The sequence below is a fragment of the Blautia sp. AF19-10LB genome, assembly GCF_003461245.1.
Lineage (GTDB): Bacteria > Bacillota > Clostridia > Lachnospirales > Lachnospiraceae > Blautia_A > Blautia_A intestinihominis.
This window is the reverse complement of the sequence record NZ_QTWS01000003.1, coordinates 1-21,183: the sequence shown is the minus strand read 5'-3', so window position 1 is coordinate 21,183 and position 21,183 is coordinate 1. Positions and strand designations below refer to the sequence as shown.

General features: G+C 37.2%; 17 protein-coding genes and 1 pseudogene. 13 read left to right on the top strand and 5 right to left on the bottom strand.

Features of this window, described 5'->3' with window-relative positions; genetic code table 11:
- Positions 1–61 precede the first annotated feature (61 nt).
- Together DWX28_RS02910 and DWX28_RS02905 are read left to right on the top strand one after the other, a co-directional pair.
- Positions 62–2,050 (top strand): ATP-dependent nuclease, encoded by a 1,989-nt coding sequence (locus DWX28_RS02910; RefSeq protein ID WP_118251808.1) that lies wholly within the window; start codon positions 62–64, stop codon positions 2,048–2,050.
- A 15-nt stretch (positions 2,051–2,065) separates the two neighbouring features.
- The gene (locus DWX28_RS02905; protein WP_118251807.1) at positions 2,066–3,811 is read left to right on the top strand and encodes a UvrD-helicase domain-containing protein; all 1,746 of its coding nucleotides are present in this window, start codon (positions 2,066–2,068) and stop codon (positions 3,809–3,811) included.
- An 88-nt stretch (positions 3,812–3,899) separates the two neighbouring features.
- Here DWX28_RS02905 and DWX28_RS02900 read toward each other — a convergent pair whose 3' ends face one another.
- A complete protein-coding gene (locus DWX28_RS02900) occupies positions 3,900–4,460 on the bottom strand; it encodes a helix-turn-helix domain-containing protein (protein ID WP_118251804.1) in 561 nt (186 codons plus the stop codon).
- A 643-nt stretch (positions 4,461–5,103) separates the two neighbouring features.
- On the opposite strand from DWX28_RS02900, the gene DWX28_RS02895 reads away from it, so the two are divergent.
- From DWX28_RS02895 to DWX28_RS02880, 4 genes are all read left to right on the top strand, one after another.
- Positions 5,104–5,349 (top strand): DUF6870 family protein, encoded by a 246-nt coding sequence (locus tag DWX28_RS02895; RefSeq protein ID WP_118251799.1) that lies wholly within the window; start codon positions 5,104–5,106, stop codon positions 5,347–5,349.
- Positions 5,350–5,462: 113 nt separating this feature from the next.
- Positions 5,463–7,136, top strand: a complete 1,674-nt coding sequence (locus DWX28_RS02890; protein WP_118251794.1) for a recombinase family protein — start codon at positions 5,463–5,465, stop codon at positions 7,134–7,136.
- Positions 7,137–8,792, top strand: a complete 1,656-nt coding sequence (locus tag DWX28_RS02885; RefSeq protein WP_118251792.1) for a recombinase family protein — start codon at positions 7,137–7,139, stop codon at positions 8,790–8,792. It abuts the gene before it with no gap.
- Positions 8,785–10,341, top strand: coding sequence for a recombinase family protein (locus DWX28_RS02880; RefSeq protein ID WP_118251789.1), 1,557 nt, complete (start codon positions 8,785–8,787; stop codon positions 10,339–10,341). Before DWX28_RS02885 ends, DWX28_RS02880 begins: the two co-directional genes overlap by 8 nt.
- Before the next feature lie 89 nt (positions 10,342–10,430).
- On the opposite strand, the gene DWX28_RS02875 is transcribed toward DWX28_RS02880, so the two are convergent.
- Positions 10,431–10,856: a hypothetical protein gene (locus DWX28_RS02875; protein WP_118251786.1), complete on the bottom strand. Its 426-nt coding sequence runs from the start codon at positions 10,854–10,856 to the stop codon at positions 10,431–10,433.
- Between the two features lie 221 nt (positions 10,857–11,077).
- On the opposite strand from DWX28_RS02875, the gene DWX28_RS02870 reads away from it, so the two are divergent.
- From DWX28_RS02870 to DWX28_RS02855, 4 genes and pseudogenes are all read left to right on the top strand, one after another.
- Positions 11,078–12,001 (top strand): ABC-three component system protein, encoded by a 924-nt coding sequence (locus tag DWX28_RS02870; RefSeq protein ID WP_118251783.1) that lies wholly within the window; start codon positions 11,078–11,080, stop codon positions 11,999–12,001.
- Between the two features lie 32 nt (positions 12,002–12,033).
- A complete protein-coding gene (locus tag DWX28_RS02865) occupies positions 12,034–12,282 on the top strand; it encodes an ABC-three component system middle component 6 (protein WP_118251780.1) in 249 nt (82 codons plus the stop codon).
- A complete protein-coding gene (locus DWX28_RS02860) occupies positions 12,269–14,023 on the top strand; it encodes a DUF2326 domain-containing protein (RefSeq protein ID WP_118251778.1) in 1,755 nt (584 codons plus the stop codon). The genes DWX28_RS02865 and DWX28_RS02860 overlap by 14 nt, the downstream gene beginning before the upstream one ends.
- A 395-nt stretch (positions 14,024–14,418) precedes the next feature.
- Positions 14,419–15,090: pseudogene (locus DWX28_RS02855) on the top strand (transposase); the annotation flags it as partial.
- A 99-nt stretch (positions 15,091–15,189) separates the two neighbouring features.
- Here the strand turns inward: DWX28_RS02855 and DWX28_RS02850 are convergent.
- A complete protein-coding gene (locus DWX28_RS02850) occupies positions 15,190–16,044 on the bottom strand; it encodes an AraC family transcriptional regulator (RefSeq protein WP_330417593.1) in 855 nt (284 codons plus the stop codon).
- Positions 16,045–16,488: 444 nt separating this feature from the next.
- On the opposite strand from DWX28_RS02850, the gene DWX28_RS02840 reads away from it, so the two are divergent.
- The gene (locus DWX28_RS02840) at positions 16,489–17,667 is read left to right on the top strand and encodes an MFS transporter (protein ID WP_118251766.1); all 1,179 of its coding nucleotides are present in this window, start codon (positions 16,489–16,491) and stop codon (positions 17,665–17,667) included.
- Positions 17,668–17,918: 251 nt separating this feature from the next.
- On the opposite strand, the gene DWX28_RS19790 is transcribed toward DWX28_RS02840, so the two are convergent.
- Together DWX28_RS19790 and DWX28_RS19785 are read right to left on the bottom strand one after the other, a co-directional pair.
- The gene (locus DWX28_RS19790; RefSeq protein WP_243002308.1) at positions 17,919–18,287 is read right to left on the bottom strand and encodes a hypothetical protein; all 369 of its coding nucleotides are present in this window, start codon (positions 18,285–18,287) and stop codon (positions 17,919–17,921) included.
- Positions 18,288–18,343: 56 nt separating this feature from the next.
- The gene (locus DWX28_RS19785) at positions 18,344–18,937 is read right to left on the bottom strand and encodes a hypothetical protein (RefSeq protein ID WP_243002306.1); all 594 of its coding nucleotides are present in this window, start codon (positions 18,935–18,937) and stop codon (positions 18,344–18,346) included.
- Positions 18,938–19,057: 120 nt separating this feature from the next.
- Here DWX28_RS19785 and DWX28_RS02830 point away from each other — a divergent pair, with 120 nt between their 5' ends.
- Both DWX28_RS02830 and DWX28_RS02825 read left to right on the top strand, forming a co-directional pair.
- On the top strand, positions 19,058–19,615 hold the full coding sequence (locus DWX28_RS02830; RefSeq protein WP_255420395.1) for a zinc ribbon domain-containing protein: 558 nt from the start codon (positions 19,058–19,060) through the stop codon (positions 19,613–19,615).
- Positions 19,616–19,984: 369 nt separating this feature from the next.
- Positions 19,985–21,183 (top strand): methylenetetrahydrofolate reductase C-terminal domain-containing protein (locus tag DWX28_RS02825; RefSeq protein WP_199611787.1); only part of this gene is annotated, 1,199 nt, incomplete at its 3' end.

Sequence of the window (21,183 nt, the reverse complement as noted above, 5' to 3'; positions counted from 1 at the left end):
ATTTTAAGATAAAGATAGTACACAAATTAATTCGGTGTGTATCATTGGAAAGGATGTAAATATGTATATATCGAAAATAAAAATTAAAAACTACAGATTGCTTATAGATGCTGAATTAGAAGTTGATGCTAAGACTACGTTAATTGTTGGTCGAAATAATACAGCTAAGACATCATGTTTGGCATGTATAGAAAATGTATTGAATGGACGTCCATTTTCCTTTGATGACTATCCGTTGGTTAAAAGAAAAACATTGTATGAAATAATAGCTTCATTTATGTCAAAAGAAATTTCTTTTGAATCGTTATGCGAGCAATTAGAACCAATATCTATAGAGTTCCTTGTAGATTATTCTTTAGAAGATTCAGAGGATAATTTAGGGGCACTGTCGCCTTTTATTATAGATGTGGATATAGATACTACCACTGCATTAATTCGTGTGGAATTTCGCTTAAAGCCAGATGAAAAAGTGTTATGGAAAACTTTGGAAGAAAGCTATTACCAAAATGGTGTTTTTGCACCATCAGATGAGGCCCGGGATGTTATCAGTACTAATTTTTCAAAACTTTTTGAATTAGTAATTTATGCAGTGAATCCTAAAAATCCAAAGGAAACACAGATAAAGAAACATAAAGAATTGGAAGAACTTTTCCCATTTCATATTATTCCGGCAGAACGTCTCCTTGGAGAGGACGGAACACAGAATAGTTCTCTTTCTTCGCTTATTTCAGAATTTTTTGAAATGAATGAAGAAGAACTGGATCCAAATGTTGCAGAAAAAGTCAAGGAGTTGCGTGCTATTGTAGAGAACGCAAATAAAAATGTTCAGAAACAAAGTGATAGCATTTTAAGTTCACTTGTAAATGATTCAGTTGGGTTTGGGTATCCAAATGGAGAAGAACTTCAACTAGGAGTTACTACTCAATTAAGTATTGATGATCAGATAAAAAATCAAACCCAGCTTTCATACACCGCAGGTACAAGTAATGAATGTCTTCCTAGTGCATATAATGGATTGGGATATAAAAATCTAATTAAAATGGAGTTTCTTCTTGCGGCATTTGCGAAGAAGATAGAAAAGTGCGGAAATGCTTGTATACCATTACTTTTTATTGAGGAACCGGAATCTCATATGCATCCACAGATGCAACATGCTTTTGCGGAATATTTAGAAGCGTTCCTTGGAAAAATTACTTCTGTAGGAATTCAGACTCTTTTAACTTCACATTCTGCTCATGTTGCTAATACTATGGCTTTCTCAAAAATTCGATATGCACAAAAAACAAAAGAAGGCGTTATTTATAGAAATTTAAATTCATTTGCACAGGAGAATCCAGATAATAGTGATTTTATTAGGAAATATCTTACATTAACCAAATGTGATTTGTTTTTTGCGGATAAAGCAATTTTGGTTGAAGGAGCAACAGAACGGTTATTAATACCTGATATGATAGATAAGTGCGATAAGTCAGGAGATTTTAGTTCACAGAAATATAAATTACCAGCTCAATATTATACTTTAATTGAAATCGGTGGTGCGTATGCTTATAAGTTTATTCCATTTATTGAGTTTTTAGGTATTCCGTGTCTTATACTTACGGATGTAGATTCTGTATTGGGGCAAGAAGGTAAAAATGGACAAATATATTATAGATCTGTTCCGGTTTCGTGTGGTGAAACGACATCTAACGAAACTTTAAAATGGTGGATTCGAAAGAATAAAGGGTTGTCACATGATGATAAAACCAAAATTAATTTGGCAGATATAATATCAATGTCTTCTGACGATAAAACCAGAGGAAAATGTCATATTGAATTCCAAACAAAAGAGAATGAATTATGTGGACATTCTTTAGAAGAAGCTATTCGGAATGTCAATCGTTCACATTATGGATTAAGTGATAGCCCGACTGAAGGTGATCTTGAGTTCTCTGGAAAATGTAAAACAGATTTTGCACTTAAACTCATTTATGAGTGTACTGATTATAACATTCCGGAATACATTAAATCTGGATTAATATGGCTTAATAACCAAAAGGTACTTGAATAAAAAGGATGATGGAGTATGTGTGAAAATTATCATGGTGCAAATTATGAATTAGCAAAAGCTGAGGCTGATAAAGTAGACGAGCAAATTATTGAAGCATTACGAGAGGGGCATAGTTTTCGAGTTGAAGCAGGTGCTGGTTCGGGAAAGACTTATTCGCTTAATAGAGTCATTGAATGGATACAAGAAAATATGTGGTTTAAATATAGCCGAAAAAAGCAAAATGTAGCTTGTATTACATATACGAACGCTGCTGTAGAGGTAATCACAGAAAGATTATCAAAAGATTCATTTATTATTCCATCTACAATTCATTCGTTTGCTTGGAATGCAATCAAACAATATCAAAGTTATCTTGTGGATGTTGTAACAACAGAACCTGATTTTTTAGCAGATGAAGGTGATTTTTTTAAGATTAATGAAGTTACATATACTTTAGGGCACCGGTATAAGGAAAATGGAGTTCAGTACCTTTATCATGATGATGTCCTTAAGCTGTTTTGCAAACTCTTGGATAATGCAAAATTTCGACGTGTATTTTCTGATAAATATCCTTTGATTTTGATTGATGAATATCAAGACTCCTATAAACCAATCATCGAACGCTTTGTTAAATATTTTATTGCAGAAAAGAAATCTCCACAATTTGCTTTTTTTGGAGATGCGTGGCAAACAATTTATCAGTCAAATAAAGCTTGTGGGATTATAGAACATAAAAATTTGGAAGTGATAAAAAAAGGTGCAAATTTTAGATCTTCGCCAAGAATTGTTCAACTTCTGAATGATATACGGCCAGATTTGCCACAAACATCTGCAATAGATAACTTTCAAGGGGAAGTAGTTGTAATCACATGTGAGGATTATGATGGAGAACGTCGTACTGATCGTAATTTTCAAGGCGAATTGCCTCCAGAAGAGTTAAAAATACGTTTAAATAAAATCTCCGAAGAAATAAAACAAAATACAGCGGATACTGATACATTAAAAATTTTAATGATTACACATAAAGTATTGGCTGCACAACAGGGATATGAACGACTTTTAAGTATCATTAACGATGGTTTACGTGACAAGGAAGATCCCTTTCTTTTGTTTTTTATGGATACCGTTGAACCAATCTACCATGCATTAGAAACGTTAAATATGCAGTTGCTTTTTGATACTCTAGGAATTAAGAGATATCCTATTACTAAAAAATCGGAGAAAGAGAAGTGGAAAATTTTTCAAGAGAAATTACGAGAAGCAAGAGAGAAAAGAGCAATTGATGTTATTGAGGTTATAAATGAAACAAAATTAATTCCTTTTCCACCTAAATTGGATGGATGGTATCATTTGTATCATAATGCACCGGGAACAATATATTCATCGAATACGTCAATTCAAGCATTTTTGGAGTTGGATTATACGCAATTCATTTCAGCAATAGAATTTTTATATCCTGAAGCGTTATTTTCCACAGAACATGGAGTCAAAGGAGAAGAATATGACAATGTTATTTTTGTCATTAGTAGGGGCTGGAATATGTACCAGTTTGAAACATATGCACCTATGATAACTGGAAAGGCTTCCATTCCGAGTGGAAAGCAGATTTCTTTTGAACGAAATCGTAATTTGTTTTATGTTTGTTGTTCAAGGCCAAGAAAACGGTTATTTTTCTTTGTGACGATTCCTATAGATCAGACTTTTAAAGAATTTTTAATGGAACTTGTTGGAACAGAAAATTATTATACCTATAGCCAATATATTAAAATGGATGAAGAGTAAACATTGTGCAATATTAAAAGGTCGAAGAAATTAAATGAATAAGGCTCATAGTCACTACATAAAGTAGAGGATTATGAGCCGATTTGGGTTAATACGAACATGTTCGCCATTGTCTCTTGGGTTCAACTTTTCCGCACCCGTCACAGGTCTGTGGCCAGTTGATTTTCCACTCAAAATATTCATCTCTGGTAATCTTACCGGATTTCAATTCTTCTTTTCTGAGAATCCATTCTTTCATAAAATCATTGAGAAGCCCATAATTGAACCACATACCAACAGGTGGATGAGCAGGCCAGTTATCAGAATCGTGATAACGGACAGCGGTATCCTCATTAGAATTGCATTTTTCACCCGGATAGGTTTCTAACTGAAAGAGATTGATAGCTGCCGGGTTAAATTCATCAATCCAGAACAGGATTTCCATAAGTTCAGAAGCATCCATAGTAGTAGGCTCATGCAGTGCCAGTGGATTTACGTCCAGAATCTTAGCCATTTCTGTTACCAGATCCTTACGGGGAACCCTGTAATTCGTTTCGTACTGGGCAAGGCGGTTTGCCCCTTTATCGCCCCAACCGAGGGCAGCACCAAGTTCTGCCTGTGTCATATTCCGGAATGTCCGGATTTTTTTTATTTTATCACCGATTGTCATATCAGATTTCCAACTTTCTTTTTGATAAATCTATTTTACTACCAAAAACATGGAATGTAAACAGAAAGATTCGCATTGAAGCGAATAAAACACTTGACATTCGCATGAATGCGAATTAAAATGACAGTACGATAAAGGTTCGCATGAAAGCGAATGTACAGATGAGGATAAATACATTTTGCAAATTATTGCAAAATGAGGTTGGTAAAATCCTTCTGTCAGGCTTTATTAGTGAGAGGATTTTTTTGAATAGAACAACATTTTGGTGTTTCTAGGCTGTAATAAGTGAAAGGGCATTCAAAAAATCTCTTTTGTACCTTGAAAATTACATGAGCTGTATAATCTGATTCCACAGATGCCATAACCCTGTAAATGATTTTACAGGCGAGCGTCGAAGATACTCCGGAAACGACTGGTAAGTTTGCGAAGAAGCTGCCAGTATTCAGAAATACTCTGATAGAGGTTAGATGTAACGCTGACAACAGGTTATACGAATGGAAGCCAACACGCCGAACAGAATACGCAATGCCATAGTCATAGATAAATTTTGAGAACAAATGCGAAAGGTAAGGTGATGCGGTTGAGAAAATTGCAGGTATAGGACAACTGATACAAAGAATATGTTGGAAAAGAGGTGAGCATCATGGGGAATCAGTCAGTAATAGATTCCAGTGTTGATCTGGAGCAGTTAAAGGACATTGAAGATTTAATTCCTGATATGGATAAAGCTATTTCTGAAAAAGTGGAAACTTTTCTGGATAAATCCGGCGATCAGCCGTATGCTCACTTGAATGAAGGGTATGTGGTGGTCGTGGAGATGACAGGAGAAATGGATGCTACAGATGCGATCAGTGATTATCTGAGAAAAAGGACGGAGCTGATGTATTAAAATGTCTTGCAAAGGTACAGATGTTATGTTAATGTGAGGTCAGGGAAAATGAACGTGATACATGGTTTCTGACTTCACATTCAATGGAATAAGTAAGTTGGGAGCGATGTAAAATGGAACAGATGCAAATGAATATGCCAGATATATACGATGCTGCATTGTATCTTCGATTATCGAAAGATGATATGGAAGAGGGTGATGCGAAGTCAGAGAGCAACAGCATTGCAAATCAGAGAGAGTTACTTCGGAGCTTTGTAAAAAGCCAGCCGGATATTCAGATCTTTGATATATATGTGGATGACGGATACTCAGGAGGAAATTTTGACCGACCTGAGTTTAAACGAATGACAACTGATATAGAAGCTGGAAAAGTAAACTGCGTGATTGTAAAAGACTTATCCAGATTCGGAAGAGAATATATAGAAGCCGGGCGATGGATCGAAAAGACCTACCCGGCTTTAAATGTGCGTTTTATTTCAGTTACAGACCAGTTTGACAGTAAAACAGCAGATTTTTCAGAAAAGTCATTTGTAGTTCCAATCAAAAATTTCGTAAATGAAAGTTATTGTCGGGACATTTCAGGTAAAGTGCGAAGCCACCAGAAAATCAAACGTGAAAAAGGTGAATTTATTGGAGCGTTTGCCCCGTATGGTTACTGCAAAGATCCAGAGAATAAGAATTGTCTGGTGATTGATTCTTATGCATCAGATATTGTAAGAAAAATATTTTCGTGGAAAATTGATGGATTCAGTCTTGGAGCAATCGCAGAAAAACTGAATGTACGTCATGTGCAGTCGCCAAAAGAATATAAAAAGGCAAATGGCGAGAATTACAATTCTGGATTTCACAGCTCAGACACACCGAAATGGTCGGCAGTGCAGATTAAAAGGATTCTGACCAACGAGGTTTACATTGGAAACATGGTGCAGGGCAAGCAGGAACGAATCAGCTATAAGGTAAAGCAACGTCTGGATAAGCCAGAATCAGAGTGGGTGAAAGTAGAAAATACGCATCCGGCAATAATCAGGCAGAATGATTTTGATGTGGTGCAGAAGCTACTTCAGTATGATGGCAGGGCATCGAAAACATCGGACAGTGCAAACTTTTTTTCAGGTTTTGTATTTTGCGGAGATTGCCATACACCGATGATACGCAGGGTAAATCAGTATAAGGGAAAGAAAAAAGCCTTTTATATTTGCCAGACAAAAAATAAAGGTGGAGATTGCACCAGACACAGTATTCCGGAAGAGGTGCTGAAAAGGATTGTATTGAAAGAGATTCAGGCATATACGGCACTTTTCGTAGACTATCAGATGATTATGGAAGAACTTTGTGAAATGAAAGTCAGTTACGATCAGGTAATCGGTTATGATACGCAGATTAGTAAGTTGCAGGAAGAATATAACCGTTATTACAGCCTGAAAGCATCTTTGGGTGATGACTTGAAAGAGGGATTGATCAGCAAAGAGGAGTTCGATGATTTTCGGGAAAGTTACGGAAGAAAATGTGAAGAACTGGAGCAGATGATTGAAAACCAGAAAAAACTGGTAAAGCAAATGTTTGAGGGTGGAGTGTCTGCAACTGTTCAGTTGGAGGACTGGAAGAAATCACTGGAAATCAAAGAACTGGATCGCACATTGCTGGCACTGACTGTAGATAAAATCTATATTTATGAGAACAAGCAAATTAAAATTCACATCCGCTATCAGGATATGATTGAGAAGATGAAAGTCATAAGACGGTTTTATGCGGAACACAGGACAGAGTACAGGAAAGAGGTGGGATAAATGGCAAGAACAGCAAAAAGATATAAGAAAAACACAGAGAAGAAGATTCCTGGTATTCCGGTATGTATGGCTGCAATTTATGCCAGATTATCCGTAGACAATGATGAAAAAAAGTCAGAATCTATTGAAACACAGGTTACGCTGATAAAAGAATTCATTCAGAAGCACAATGAAAATCCGGACAAAGAGTATGAGATTGCTGTATATGATATTTATTCTGATTTGGGAAAAACCGGAACAAATTTTGACAGACCGGGATTTGAACGGATGATGAATGATGTCAGGGCAGGTAAACTAAACTGTATTCTGGTAAAGGATTTCTCACGATTTGGAAGAAATTATATCGAAACTGGCAACTATCTGGAAAAGATTCTTCCTTTTATGAAAGTGCGGTTTATTTCTGTATGTGACAACTATGATTCATTTGCACCGGATGCCAAGAATCAGGAATTATCCATGAATATCAAGAATCTGGTGAATGATGCTTATGCGAAAGACATTTCCGCAAAAGAACGGGCAGCGAAACGTATTGCACAGAAAAATGGTGAGTATGTGGGATCTACAGCTCCATATGGATATTGTGTGGAAAAGATAAATGGAATTTATAAGTTGATGGTGGAACCGGAAGCTGCAAAGATTGTCCGCAGGATTTTTGAAGAATATGCTTCGGGAGATGGCATACAGAGCATTATTGACAGGCTGTTTGAGGATAGGGTACATCGGATTTCAGATTATAACCAATATCATCATGTGTACTGTCAGGATGGAGAGAACCTTCATCAGTGGGGGAATTCTTCGATACGTGCAGTGCTGAACCGAAATAATTATTATGGTGATCTGGTTCAGAGGAAATACGAATCCAGATTTCAAAGAGGGGAAAAATGGTGTGACATATTGGACGAGAGCCAGTGGATTATTACGCCAAATGCCCATGAACCGATTATCAGCCGAGAACTGTTTGAAAAAGCACAGGTCAGGCTAAAAGCAGCACAACAGAAAGCAACAAAAACTACTGCAGGGTGGGAAGATGATGAAAGAGCATTTTACAATGTATTCTATTGTGGTGATTGTAAGCGGAAAATGTGTACACGTAGATACAGAGGCAATGTGTATTACTTTTGCAATGCTGCCTGGTATCGGGATGAAAGAAAATGTAGTCACAAATCTATTTCCGAAGAGAAATTGCAGAAAATTGTCCGTTCGGAGCTGACCAGACAGTTTCAGTTATCTGGATTGCGGAAAAAGGATATGTCTGCTATAAGCAGTGCGGTATTTCTTTCCAAAATCAATGAGATTCAAACTGAGATCAGAAAACTGAATATAGATATGGAAAGACGTTCAGAAAAACTGGCACAGGCATTTATGAAATATAAAGAGGGTGAACTTTCCAAAGAAGCCTATATAGAAATGAAAGATGACCGTAATAGCTGGAAAGAGTTCTGCGAAGAGAGAAAGAAGTCTTTAGAGCAGACCATACGAAAGCTGGAAAAACAGCAGAAAGAAGAAGCCAGATTTTTACGAAGCCTGCTGGAGCTGGATGGGACAACCAGAATCAATGCGGAACTTGCAGAAGGCTTGATTGAAAGTATGTATCTATATGGTGATGGCAAACTGGAAATCAACTTCGGGTTTAAGGGGGTGGTAGAACATGAGTGATCAGAAACTGATTATTGGATATTACCGCCTTTCCATGGAAGATGACTCAGAGGGAGAAAGTAACAGCATTATTAATCAGAGAAAACTGGTAAAAGATTATATTTCCAATATTCCTGAACTGGTGGCTATGCCCTTTCAGGAGTTCTACGACGATGGATATTCTGGTTCCAGTATGGAACGTCCGGCAATTAAGCAGGTTCTGGAACTTGCCAGGGAGAATAAAGTGCAGTGTATCGTAGTAAAAGATTTTTCACGTTTTGCCAGAAACTATATTGAGATGGGAACTTATCTGGAACAGATTTTTCCATTCCTGGGAGTACGATTTATTTCTATTTCAGACCGATATGATTCTAAAGATTATAAAGGAAAGAGTTCAGACATCGAAGTACAGTTTAAAGGATTGATCGCAGACTTCTATGTGAAAGATCAGTCTGTAAAGGTAAAGGCAGCAGTCAGCACCAGACGGGGAAAAGGTGAGTATTGTTGTGGTTCTGCACCTTATGGGTATCGAATCAATCCAGAAAATAAGAAAGAACTGGTGATTGTAGAGGACGAAGCGGAAGTGATTCGCAGAGTATTTGAACTGACCAATCAGCGATATTCCAAGATGGAGATTTGTAAGTTATTCAATGAAGAGGGTGTATTGACTCCCTTGCAGTCTATGAGCAGACGACAGAAATCAGACAGCAAGAAAGCTGCATCAAGAGGATTGCAGTGGACGAGTGATATGATACGGAAGATTGTGGATGATAAGACCTATATAGGCTGTATGGTCTATGGAAAGACAAAGATTCCAGATCCCGGAACAGGGAAAGAAGTACCAGTGCCGAGAAATCAGTGGAAAGTGATGGAAAATCACCATGAGCCGATCGTATCAAAAGAAGTTTTTGAAAAAGCACAGTCCCTGCAGATCAGATACACCAAGAAAAGCAAATTCGACAGGGAAACAACACTGTTAGGTGGCTATGTGAAGTGTGGAAATTGTCGCAGAAGCTTGACTTCAAGCAGTCCGGTTCATGGTCATATCCTTTATAGCTGTGCTTACAGTAAAGGAAAAGAAGATACAGGATGTTTTGCCGGGAAAGCGGATAACAAAATGCTGGAGTATATCGTGCTGGCAGAAATAAAGGCTTACTTACGTCAGAATATCAGCCAAGAACAGATGCAGCAATCTATGAGAAAACAGCATGAGGACAGTATAGAAGCCTATAAGATGGAAAGTGCAGACTGCGAAAAACGTCAGGAGCAGATAAAGATTCAGAACCGACAGAACTATGAGAAGTATCACGAGGGACAGATGAACCAGAAACAGTTCATGGAAGCCAAGAAGCAGTTGGAAGAAAAAAGAGAACGACTGCAGAAACGTGTACAGGAACTGGATGAGTTGATAAACGACGAGAAAGAAATCCTGATGAAAAAGAATGTTCCGGTGGAGCAAATGTTGAAGTATTTAGGCTATGAGAAGCTGACACGAGAAATGCTGGAAGAATATGTGCAGGGAATATATGTGTATGATGACGGGAGAGTGGAGGTGGAGTGGAAAGAGTGAAATAAAGAAATCATAATGATATAGATAAATTTGAAGCCACTGTTCAGAGATGGTTTAATGTTAAACAGTGGCTTTAGAATTTAAATAATTTAGTCTATTAGAGAATCTGTAAAATCAAAAGAAAGACAAACATTATCATTGATAATTTGAGATTCAACACCGAAATGACAAGTGCGAGTTAAATTAGGATAAGCATTAAATATATCATTTATTAGTGATTTTGAGTGTACAACTGCTCCATTTGTATAGTTTCCTTTATATTTTTTCCTGGAAAGAGGAATGCTTTTAAAAGTTTTTTCGTTGGTGAATTGCAAACGAATTTTTTTGAGTTTTCCATCAATGGATCCACAATAAATTTCAGCAAATTTATATGAATAAATATCTGGAACTAGTTCGCAGGCAGCAGAATTTAAAGCAATACGTCCGTTATCTTTAGCAATAGTAATTTGCGGAAGAGATTGAGATGCCTTGTGTGCACGAGTGGAAATATATGGTTCCCAGTTTATATCAGCCATGGCAAATTCCTTTCTTTTGTTTGATTGATATTATGATATTATAAAAAGCATACAAAGTCAATGATTAGTGATAAAGTTGAGCGTTTGAGCGTTTGAAAAATTTGTTTGATGTTAAATCTGAGCTTTTGTGTGAAAAAGAATGAAAAAAGAGTAACATTACAATGTAAACTGTGATATACTAAACACAGATGTATGCATAACTGAAGAAAGGAGTTATACTGTTGAAAAAAGAAGATAAATATATTGCAAGAATACAGTTCAAATTAAAAGTATTACAAAGTAAAGGCCAGACTTTTGAAGATTTCTTTGTTTCAGTTATGACAAAGGCTGATAAAGATTTTCAACCAGTGAAAGCATATGGAAATATTGGTGATCAAAAAAATGATGGGTTTAATAAAAAAACGGGAACGTATTACCAAGTATTTGCGCCGGAAGATATAACAAAGGACAAAACGATTTATGATGCGGCTAAGAAATTAGAACAAGACTTTCGAGGCTTGTACGAAAAATGGAATAATCTTTGTCAAATAAAAAATTATTTTTTTGTTGTGAACGACAAATATGAGGGCGTAGATCCTATAATAACCAAGAAAATATTGGAATTAAATAAAGAATTTTCCGAAGTGGATATTGAAGCCTTTTTAGCTAAAGATTTACAATACAAGTTTGAAAAGTTAGATGAAGATGATGTACAGGAACTTATTGGATTTATACCAAGTGCTTCCTCTACATTGATTGAATATGGAACTCTTGGTGAAGTTGTAGATTATTTAATGAAGACAGAATTGCCAAAAGTAAAAAATGATAAGTTGATTGTACCTGATTTTGATGAAAAAATTACATTTAATGGACTAAGTGTAGAAGTAAAATCAAAATTGTTGACAGGAAGTTATCAAGAAGGAGCATTAGAGCGGTATTTTAATGAGAATCCGGGAACGCGAGAGATATTACAAGAAAAGTTCCATGCATTATATCAAATGGCCGGTGAAGAAATATTAAGTACCCAGGATGATGAAGCTGATTGTAAATTTTATTATATTTTGGATAGGGCTTGCCCTAAAAAGACTGCAGGAACAGTTTCGTGTGTCGAAGTATTAATGGCGTATTATTTTTCGAGTTGCGATATTTTTGAGGAGCCACGATAATATTTCAAACTATAATTTTATTGGAGGAGAATATGATTTTACCAAAAAAACAATTATCTATAGAGGAATCTTTTTGGGGATTTGGTGGCTTTTTATTGAAACAGCTTCAAAAGCCTATGTTGGTAGATGAATTATGGGAATGTTATAAAGAATTTTATTCAAATGGTAAATATTCAGTAAGATTTTCGTTTGATCAGTTTATTATGGCGTTAGATTACTTGTATATTATTGGAGCAATAAAGAAGGATGAAAGGGGGAAAATTAGTTATGAAATTAATTAGTTTAACGGCAAACAAGGAAACGTTTCATCCAGTCTATTTTGACGATGGTATAAATATAATTGTTGGTAAACAAGTTGCACCACATAATGAAAATGATGGAAATACATATAATGGAGTAGGTAAATCATTGACATTACATCTGATCCATTTTTGTTTGGGATCTAATAAAATTGATTCATTTACAAAAAAAATCCCGGATTGGGAGTTTGTTTTGCGGTTTATAATAGATAACCAAGAATATTATTGCAAAAGATCCACAAATAATCAAGGAACTATAGAATTTAATGGGGAAGAGTTAAAACCAAGAGTATTACATGACAAATTATTGAAGTTATGCTTTGGATTAGCAAATACACCACAAAGTATGACATGGACAACTTTATTTTCAAGATTTGTACGTAGATATCGTTCAAGTTATGCTACATTTGATGCATTTGTTCCAAAAGAAAGCGATTATAGTAAAATTTTAAATAATTGCTATTTGTTAGGAATAGATACGGAATTGATTGTAGATAAAAAGGAATTAAGAGATCGGCAGCTTTCGGCAGCAGCAACAGAAAAGGCAATAAAAAAAGATCCGTTATTTCGTCAGTATTATTTGGGAAAAAATGACGCAGAATTAGATGAAGCTGATTTAGAGTATCGAATACATCTGTTAGAAAAAGAAATATCTGAATTCAAGGTATCTAATAATTATCATGAGCTTGAAGTAGAAGCAGATGAGAAAAGTTATCAGAAAAAAGAACTCGAGAATAAACGTGTGCTTGTGAGTAATTATATAAAAAATATAGAAGATTCAGAAAAAGAAACAGAAGATGTAAAAGAAGAAAAGCTGCTTAAAGTATATGAGGCTGCTCATGTTGAAATCCCAGATATGGTTAGAAAGAGTTTAGATGAAGTATCAAAGTTTCATCAAGAATTATTAGCTACCAGAAATACTAGACTTCGTAAAGAGTTATTAAAACAAAAACAGCGATTAAAAGAAATTGATGCAGAGATTGTCCAAATTGGAAAAAGAATGGATGAATTGTTGGAATATTTGAATTCTCATGGTGCATTAGAAGAATATGTTGCATTGACAAAACAGTTATCAGCATTAAGGAATGAATTGAATAGAATACATGAGTATCAACAAATTTTGAAAGCATACCGTGATACGAAATTGGATATTAAGGCATCTATGATTGAACAAGATAAAGCAACGGACTTGTACTTGGAAGAAAATAATGTTTATTTAGATACTTTAAGAACTAAATTTTGGGAATATGCAAAGCGGTTTTATCCGAAGAAAAAAAGCGGTCTTGTTATAAGAAATAATTCAGGTGAAAATACATTGAGGTACAGCTTGGAAGCAAGAATCGAAGACGATTCTTCGGATGGTGTAAACGAAGTTCGTATGTTTTGCTTTGATTGGCTTTTGCTAAATTGCCAAGTGAGCAAAATAAAATTTATAGCACATGATAGTAGAATGTTTGCAAATATGGATCCTAGACAGCGAGAGACATTATTTAGAATCGTTAATGAATGTTGCCAGAATACGGATTTTCAATATATATGTTCTATTAATGAAGATGCGCTATTATCATTTCAGTCAATGATGGGAGAAGAAGAATATAAAAATATTATACAGGATAATATTATTATGGAATTAAATGATGATGATCCTTCTAGTAAATTACTTGGAGTACAAATTGATATTGACTTGGAAGATAAAGGAAAATCATCGGAGGATATGAAATAAATAATTTGTAGCAATGACGTAACATCTTCCCCACCTACTTTGTGACAATTATATAACGTCCTCTATACAGAAATATGCGGTTTTAAGCCATTTTCGTGGTAAAAAAGCCGCATATTTTTTGTAGCAATGACTTGACATCCTCGGGAAAGCTGTGCGTAGCACAAAGTCTTCCTAAAATATGAAAATATAAAATTTTTACAATTGCTGTCAGAAGAAAAATAGTATAATAAGCCTGAATTATTCACGGCAAAGCCGTGATCGTGGCTGAAAGCCACATAGTTACTGTATTTTAATTGCATATTGCTTTTCACTTGTTAAGTGAATAAAAAAAGAGCATCCATTTGTGGTAAAATTAAGGTATTTAATCAAAATAAATACCAACAAAGAAGCCCTTTATGAGTATTGTAAACACCTTTTCACTTCAAAGCAATAGGCAAATTAAAATAAATTTTGATGGAGGCGACTTGTCCTCCGATGCAGGCTTACTCCTCATCAAAGAGTTCATAAGCAAACTTGGCATTGAACGGCTTTTAAACCGTTCATTTAAGACCAATGATTCTGCAGTGTTTCGATATCATACGGACAGGGATAACCTTCTCCAGATGATATATATGATCATGGCCGGTTACTTCGAAGATGATGTTTCGGATGAACTGACCAAGGATCCTGTTTTTAAAGCTGTACTTGAAAAATCCGCATTAGCATCTCAGCCAACAGTATCAAGATTCTTTAATCGCATGGATGAAGACACTTTAAAACAGTTCCAGGAAATCAGCCAGATACTTAGAAAAAGGATCTACAGCATCCAGATGCCTCAGGCAGTGATCCTGGATCTGGATTCCACGCTCCTCGCAGCATATGGCAAACAGGAAGGCAGGGCATTTAACTTCCATTATCGGAGTAATGGCTACCATCCGCTCGTTTGTTATGACGGAATCACTGGTGATCTGATAAAAATCCAACTCTGTGATGGAGCAGCTTATTCCTGTACCGGTGTAACCGATTTCCTGCAGCCGATTCTCGACGAGTACCTGAATGATTATCCAACCATCCATCTCCTGCTTCGTGATTTGTAATAATATTATGAGGAAGATGAATCATATCAAAAAGGCGTCTCCATAAAACCGTGGAGGTGCCTTTTCTTTCGGGAAATATGGCAAACGGGTTTACAGAAAGTGTTTCTGTTTCCGGTATTCTGTTGGGGTTAACTTGTAGCGTTTTTTGAATAATCTGCAGAAATAGTTAACGTTATGAAATCCTGTCTCAGAAGAAATGAGACTGACTTTTTTCTCGGTTTTTGAAAGTAACTGACCGGCCTGTTTTAAACGGTAATTAATGAGATAGTTAACCGGCGTTATATGTAAATATTTCCGAAACAGATTCAAAGCGGTACTCTTACTGACCATTGCCTGTTTTGCAATGTCATCCAATGAGATACTCCGTGAGTAATTCAGGTGGATAAATTGCATCATGAGCTGTAAACGGGCTTGAGAAGCAGTGGAATACTCCTGGTGTTTTTTCGGGTATGAAATGTCGGTATTTTCAGATATCTCCAGCCAGAGATTCTGAAGGAGAGAACTGGTAAGGAGTTCTTTGGTTGAAACGGAATCCTGTGCAGAAATAATTTGCCGCATGACAGATAAAACCTTTGCCTGCCAGCATATTTCTTTATGAAATATGAGAAATGGCAGTGGGGAAGAAATAATCGGAAGAATATATTTCTGATAAATCAGGCTGTCGCGAGGGGCAATAAAAGAAGGCATAAATACGAAATTGGGAATGATGGCTTTTGATGGAGAATAAAGGCGATGGAGTACCTTTGTATTAATGAAGATCCCATTTCCTTCGGTTAAATTAAATCGGTCTTCTCCAATCCATAAAGTAACGGTTCCGGATTCAATAAAAATAAATTCCAATTCTGTATGCCAGTGCCATTCGATACAGTTGAAATCAAAAACTGACAGATCTTCATAATAAAACTGGAAAGGATAGCTATTGCTTCCGTGCAAAACTGCCTCCATCAGATCTTCATCTGTAATGATTTTCGTATAGGTTGTATTTATATTCATAGAAATTTCCTTCTTTGAAACATACTTTACGATATTATACAATAAATATCAGAAATAATTCAATGAAAACAATAGAATTATAATATATAATTCAATAAGAAATGAGGTGAAAGGGCATGATGTTCAAATGGTTACATAAAAGTAAAATAAGGATGGTGATTCTTGATATTTTATGAAAACAAAGGTGAAGATAGAGAATTCTGTATCTGGAAAGAGTCTTTCTATGTATGTAGACAGTACGAATAAAGTAAATGAATTAATGCTCGATCTGATAGAGGCAGGATTTACCGTTAACTATGAGCCTCGTTATATATCGGGAAATTATGAAGGATGCTTTCTGTGTGAGGATGGAAATGTGATTAAAATATGTTGTAGAAAACAAAAGGAGTGATGACTATGCCAAATTATCAGAAAACAAAAAGAGCCTGTTATATGGGATTTATTACACAGGCAATTGCAGCTAATTTTGCACCATTGTTATTTTTAAAATTTCATCATGATTATCAGATTACACTTGGAAAAATCGCATTGATTTCTACCTGCTTTTTCCTTACACAGTTGTTGGTAGACCTGTTTTGTGCAAAGTTTGTGGACAAAATAGGGTATCGTATCTGTATTGTTGCTTCTGAGGTATGTTCCGCAGCAGGATTGGTGGGTCTGGCTTTTATGCCGGATCTTTTGCCGGAACCGTTTGTCGGAATTATCCTGAGTGTGATTGTATATGCAGTCGGAAGTGGTCTGATTGAAGTGCTTTGCAGCCCGATCGTGGAGGCGTGTCCATTTGATAACAAAGAGGCAACGATGAGTCTGCTTCACTCTTTTTATTGTTGGGGAGCAGTGGGTACGATTGTGATCTCCACACTGTTTTTTGCAGTGTTTGGCATGGACAACTGGAAATGGCTGGCTGTCTTATGGGCACTTGTTCCGGCCATAAATATCTATAATTTTGCAACCTGCCCGATTGAGCATTTTGTAGATGAGGGGCAGGGGATGGGAATAAAGGAACTGTTTCGCAAATCTTTTTTCTGGCTTTCTATATGCTTAATGATCTGCTCCGGTGCATCAGAACTGGCTATGGCACAATGGGCATCTGCTTATGCAGAGGCTGCCCTGGGGCTGTCAAAGACAATTGGCGATCTGGCCGGTCCCTGCATGTTTGCTGTTACAATGGGAATCAGTCGTGTGATTTTCGGAAAATATGGTGCGAAAATGGATCTGATGAAATTTATGACCGGATCCGGAATTTTATGTGTGATATGCTACCTGCTGGCTTCTGTTTCGTCGAATCCGATAACAGGTTTGATTGGATGTATTATCTGTGGCTTTTCTGTTGGGATTATGTGGCCCGGCACAATCAGTATTTCATCAGAAAGATTTCCGGCAGGTGGAACGGCTATGTTTGCTTTGCTTGCTATGGCGGGGGATCTGGGTGGAAGCATAGGTCCGGGGATTGTTGGACGTGTTACACAAAGTGCTGGAGACAATATTCGTGCGGGTATGGGGGTTGGACTTTTGTTCCCGGTTACTTTATTAATCATGCTTTTTATTTTTGCAAGGCAAAAGAATCATAAATGAAATCTTTTTCCCAAAAGTGGGAAAAAGGCTGAGAATAGTCAACGGCGGATAATGATGTCCGCCGTAAATTTATTCCTGTTTATTTATTGAAGCCAAGATACCTTTGGCCAGTGCGATACTAATCTGTGGGTACAATTCCTGAATTTCCTGATATTTTTCTTCGATCAATTCCGGCTCATCTGCCCAGACATCCTCATAGATTTTTATAGCCTTTTTGAAATGGGTTTTAGCCTGTGAGATATTTGCTGTAATCAGGCGGCGTAATTGTTGATCTGCGGGATACTGTCATTGGTGTAAAGCAGCTTATACTGTTCCAGTAGCAAGATACCCTTTTCCATATGTCCTTTTGCAAATTCTGTCTGACCGTTTATGCGATAAAGACCTCCAAGATTGGCATGAAGGTTGGAAACAAGGTGGGCATTACCGTCTGTGGTTTCTTTGATTTGCGCAAGTGCTTCTTTTCCCAGCTTGATGGCTTTTTCTGGTTTTGTTTCCATTGTTGCCTGGTAATCCAGCAACAGTGCACGGTCAGAAGAGGTGCCATGATTATTTCCTTTCAAAAGTTGTTTCAATTCCCGGATAATTTCTTTCATATCTTTCTGGTAGTGGTATTTCTCCATATATGGGAAGACATCCTCTAAAAATAGAAGGTATTTGGACATATCATCTTTATCAATCAGGTGAATGATATTTTCCGCTGTCTGGAACATTTTTTGTAATAGTTGACTTCCGTGCCGTGCATCAAACATATTTTTTGAAGAGAATCCAATAAAGTGTGGCAGGTTGTGACGGAAGGTCTGGTTTCAGAAAGGGCGATTTCCTGAATCATTGGGTGCAGGGAAGTGGTATGCCGGGTGTTTGCCTGTATAAAACCTGTCTCAATCAGGTCATTGATGTCATTTAAAGTAGTTTGTCCAAGCCAGTCAGCAAAGATACGGGCGGAAATACCGGCAGGAGGCAGAAAACACAGATCACGCATAATATCCTGTTGTTCTTGTGAAATGGAATAAAGGGAGAACAGGGTGAGAATATGGTTATAGTAAGTTGCCTTGCTGCAGTCGGTCATCAGTGGCAGAAGATTTTGCTGTATTGTTTCAGCCAGTTTTTCCTGCTTACTTGGTTTGACATAGTAAGTAGAGATTTTAGGGCTGATCTTCGCCTGTCCTGTCATCCACCGGCAGACAAGCCCATTATCAAAAGAAAAATCTTTGCTTTCCGGGCTGTCCATAAAATCCTCAAATATTTCATATAAAAATTCAGGCTGGCTCATCTGGTTACTTTCGCTGATATGATTTTTTAAACATGTCATTATAGAGCTAAAATCGCATCGATCCAATTGCAATCCCACCTTTCTGTTATGATTAAAACACCAATAACGGAGGTGTATGCAATGGAAACAAGAAAAGTTATTTTAGAACTGCGCACAAAAAGAGGCTTATCCCAGGACGAACTGGCTGAGAAGGTTATGGTCACGAGGCAGGCGGTATCTCGCTGGGAAAACGGTGAGACAGTTCCAAACACAGAAACTCTCAAACTTTTATCCAAGGAATTTGATGTTTCGATCAACACACTGCTTGGTGAGCCAAGAAAGCTTATCTGTCAGTGCTGCGGAATGCCGCTTGAAGATGATTCGATCATAGGCCGTGACAGCGATGGCAGCCTGAATGAAGATTACTGCAAATGGTGCTACGCTGACGGTACCTATACCTACAGTGATATGGACGAACTGATCGATGTCTGTGTCAGAAATATGGTAAGCGAAAATTTCACAGAAGAACAGGCGCGCTCATACATGAAGGAACTGCTCCCGAAGCTGGATTACTGGAAACGATATGAAGAACTCAGCGATAATGGGCAGTTCGAGGCGTTCAAGAAACAGCTGATAAAAGAGATCAATGATCTGCACATACGATGCCAAAGGAGCTGCTCCCGAACTGGTTCTCTATAAAAAAAGGTAAGCTGCCGTAAACAGCAGAAGAGCTACAAACTACCCAATTGTTCTACTGATAGCATAAGGTTATGAATAGAAAAAGTCTAAGTTATCACTTATGATAAAAAAATAACAATAATGATAAAAAAATAACAGATAAATTTCTAGTGAAAAAGCCTTGTTTCATAAAAAAAGCCATTCTTTTTGATAAAAATATACAATAATAGCTGGATAAAATAAATGATTTGTGCTACATTTATATAGACAGTAATTATAGAACCAAATTATCGAAATTTTATTGTTTTTTTCTTAACAGTGCAGAGGGGGAAAGAAAGGATAAAAAAGATAAGTATGCAGGTTCAAATATTTCATAAGGAAGGTGAGCAATTGGAAAACTATACTAAGTACAAGCTGAAAAGCAGTGATGAACTCACATCAGTGCTGAACGGCAGGGACAACCTGTTTGTGATTGCCTGCAACAAGTGTTTCAAAGAATTTGAAACCGTTGACGAACCAGATTGCGGAGAGTTCCTGGAATTTGCTGCGGAGCAGGGAAAAACCGTCACAGGCAGTGCAAAATTTGATTTCTTATGCAATAAGATGCACACAGAAAGAAAATTACAGGATCTGATTCCAGAAGGTACAGAGAATGTAGTAGTAATTTCCTGTGGTCTTGGTATTCAGACTGTTGCGGATCTGGCTGGCAAGCCGGTTATTGCCGCAAGCAATACCCTTAACTACAGAGGCCATCATGGCATGGCACTTACGAAGAAGAGCTGTGATGCATGTGCACAGTGTTATCTGAACGTTACCGGAGGCGTCTGTCCTATCGTCGACTGTTCTAAGAGTCTTGTAAATGGACAGTGCGGCGGAGCAAAGAACGGAAAATGCGAAGTGGATCCGAACAAGGACTGTGCATGGGAAAAGATCTACCAGAGACTGGCAAAACAGGGCCGTCTGGAAGAATTCCTCAATCAGCCGGTGCAGGTTCGTGATTTCTCCAAAGTTAATTTCAAGGTTATCAATGATTATGTCAAATCTATCAGAGATAACAGACTGAACGGATACTATGGCGGTGTTCATCCATCAGAACACAAGGAATTCAGTGAGCATATCGATCTGAAGAGATTCCCGGATCCGAAGACCGTTGTGATCTCCATGTCACAGCATCTGGGAGCTCCGGCTAACCCGATCGTTCAGGTAGGCGACACAGTGAAAGTCGGCCAGAAGATCGCTGAAGCAGCCGGATTTATCAGTGCGCCGGTACATTCCAGCGTAAGCGGAACTGTAGTAGCTGTTGAACCTCGTATGCATGGTACAAGAGGCAGTGAAGTGATGGCAGTTGTCATCGAATCAGACGGAAAGAATACTCTGCACGAATCCGTACAGCCTCATAAACCTTTAGATGAACTTACACCAGATGAGATCATTGAGATTGTAAAAGAAGCAGGAATCGTTGGTATGGGTGGAGCAGGTTTTCCGACCTGTGTCAAACTGAAACCAGCCAAACCAGTTGATACCATTCTCCTCAATGGATGCGAATGTGAGCCATATTTAACAGCAGACCACAAGGTTCTCCTTGAGTT

Excerpts from the sequence above, each read along its gene's own strand:
- DWX28_RS02910 (WP_118251808.1), top strand. The coding sequence starts at position 62 with ATGTATATATCGAAAATAAAAATTAAAAACTACAGATTGCTTATAGAT.
- DWX28_RS02905 (WP_118251807.1), top strand. The coding sequence starts at position 2,066 with ATGTGTGAAAATTATCATGGTGCAAATTATGAATTAGCAAAAGCTGAG.
- DWX28_RS02900 (WP_118251804.1), bottom strand. The coding sequence starts at position 4,460 with ATGACAATCGGTGATAAAATAAAAAAAATCCGGACATTCCGGAATATG.
- DWX28_RS02895 (WP_118251799.1), top strand. The coding sequence starts at position 5,104 with ATGGGGAATCAGTCAGTAATAGATTCCAGTGTTGATCTGGAGCAGTTA.
- DWX28_RS02890 (WP_118251794.1), top strand. The coding sequence starts at position 5,463 with ATGGAACAGATGCAAATGAATATGCCAGATATATACGATGCTGCATTG.
- DWX28_RS02885 (WP_118251792.1), top strand. The coding sequence starts at position 7,137 with ATGGCAAGAACAGCAAAAAGATATAAGAAAAACACAGAGAAGAAGATT.
- DWX28_RS02880 (WP_118251789.1), top strand. The coding sequence starts at position 8,785 with ATGAGTGATCAGAAACTGATTATTGGATATTACCGCCTTTCCATGGAA.
- DWX28_RS02875 (WP_118251786.1), bottom strand. The coding sequence starts at position 10,856 with ATGGCTGATATAAACTGGGAACCATATATTTCCACTCGTGCACACAAG.
- DWX28_RS02865 (WP_118251780.1), top strand. The coding sequence starts at position 12,034 with ATGATTTTACCAAAAAAACAATTATCTATAGAGGAATCTTTTTGGGGA.
- DWX28_RS02860 (WP_118251778.1), top strand. The coding sequence starts at position 12,269 with ATGAAATTAATTAGTTTAACGGCAAACAAGGAAACGTTTCATCCAGTC.
- DWX28_RS02850 (WP_330417593.1), bottom strand. The coding sequence starts at position 16,044 with ATGGAGGCAGTTTTGCACGGAAGCAATAGCTATCCTTTCCAGTTTTAT.
- DWX28_RS02840 (WP_118251766.1), top strand. The coding sequence starts at position 16,489 with ATGCCAAATTATCAGAAAACAAAAAGAGCCTGTTATATGGGATTTATT.
- DWX28_RS19790 (WP_243002308.1), bottom strand. The coding sequence starts at position 18,287 with ATGGAGAAATACCACTACCAGAAAGATATGAAAGAAATTATCCGGGAA.
- DWX28_RS19785 (WP_243002306.1), bottom strand. The coding sequence starts at position 18,937 with ATGAGCCAGCCTGAATTTTTATATGAAATATTTGAGGATTTTATGGAC.
- DWX28_RS02830 (WP_255420395.1), top strand. The coding sequence starts at position 19,058 with ATGGAAACAAGAAAAGTTATTTTAGAACTGCGCACAAAAAGAGGCTTA.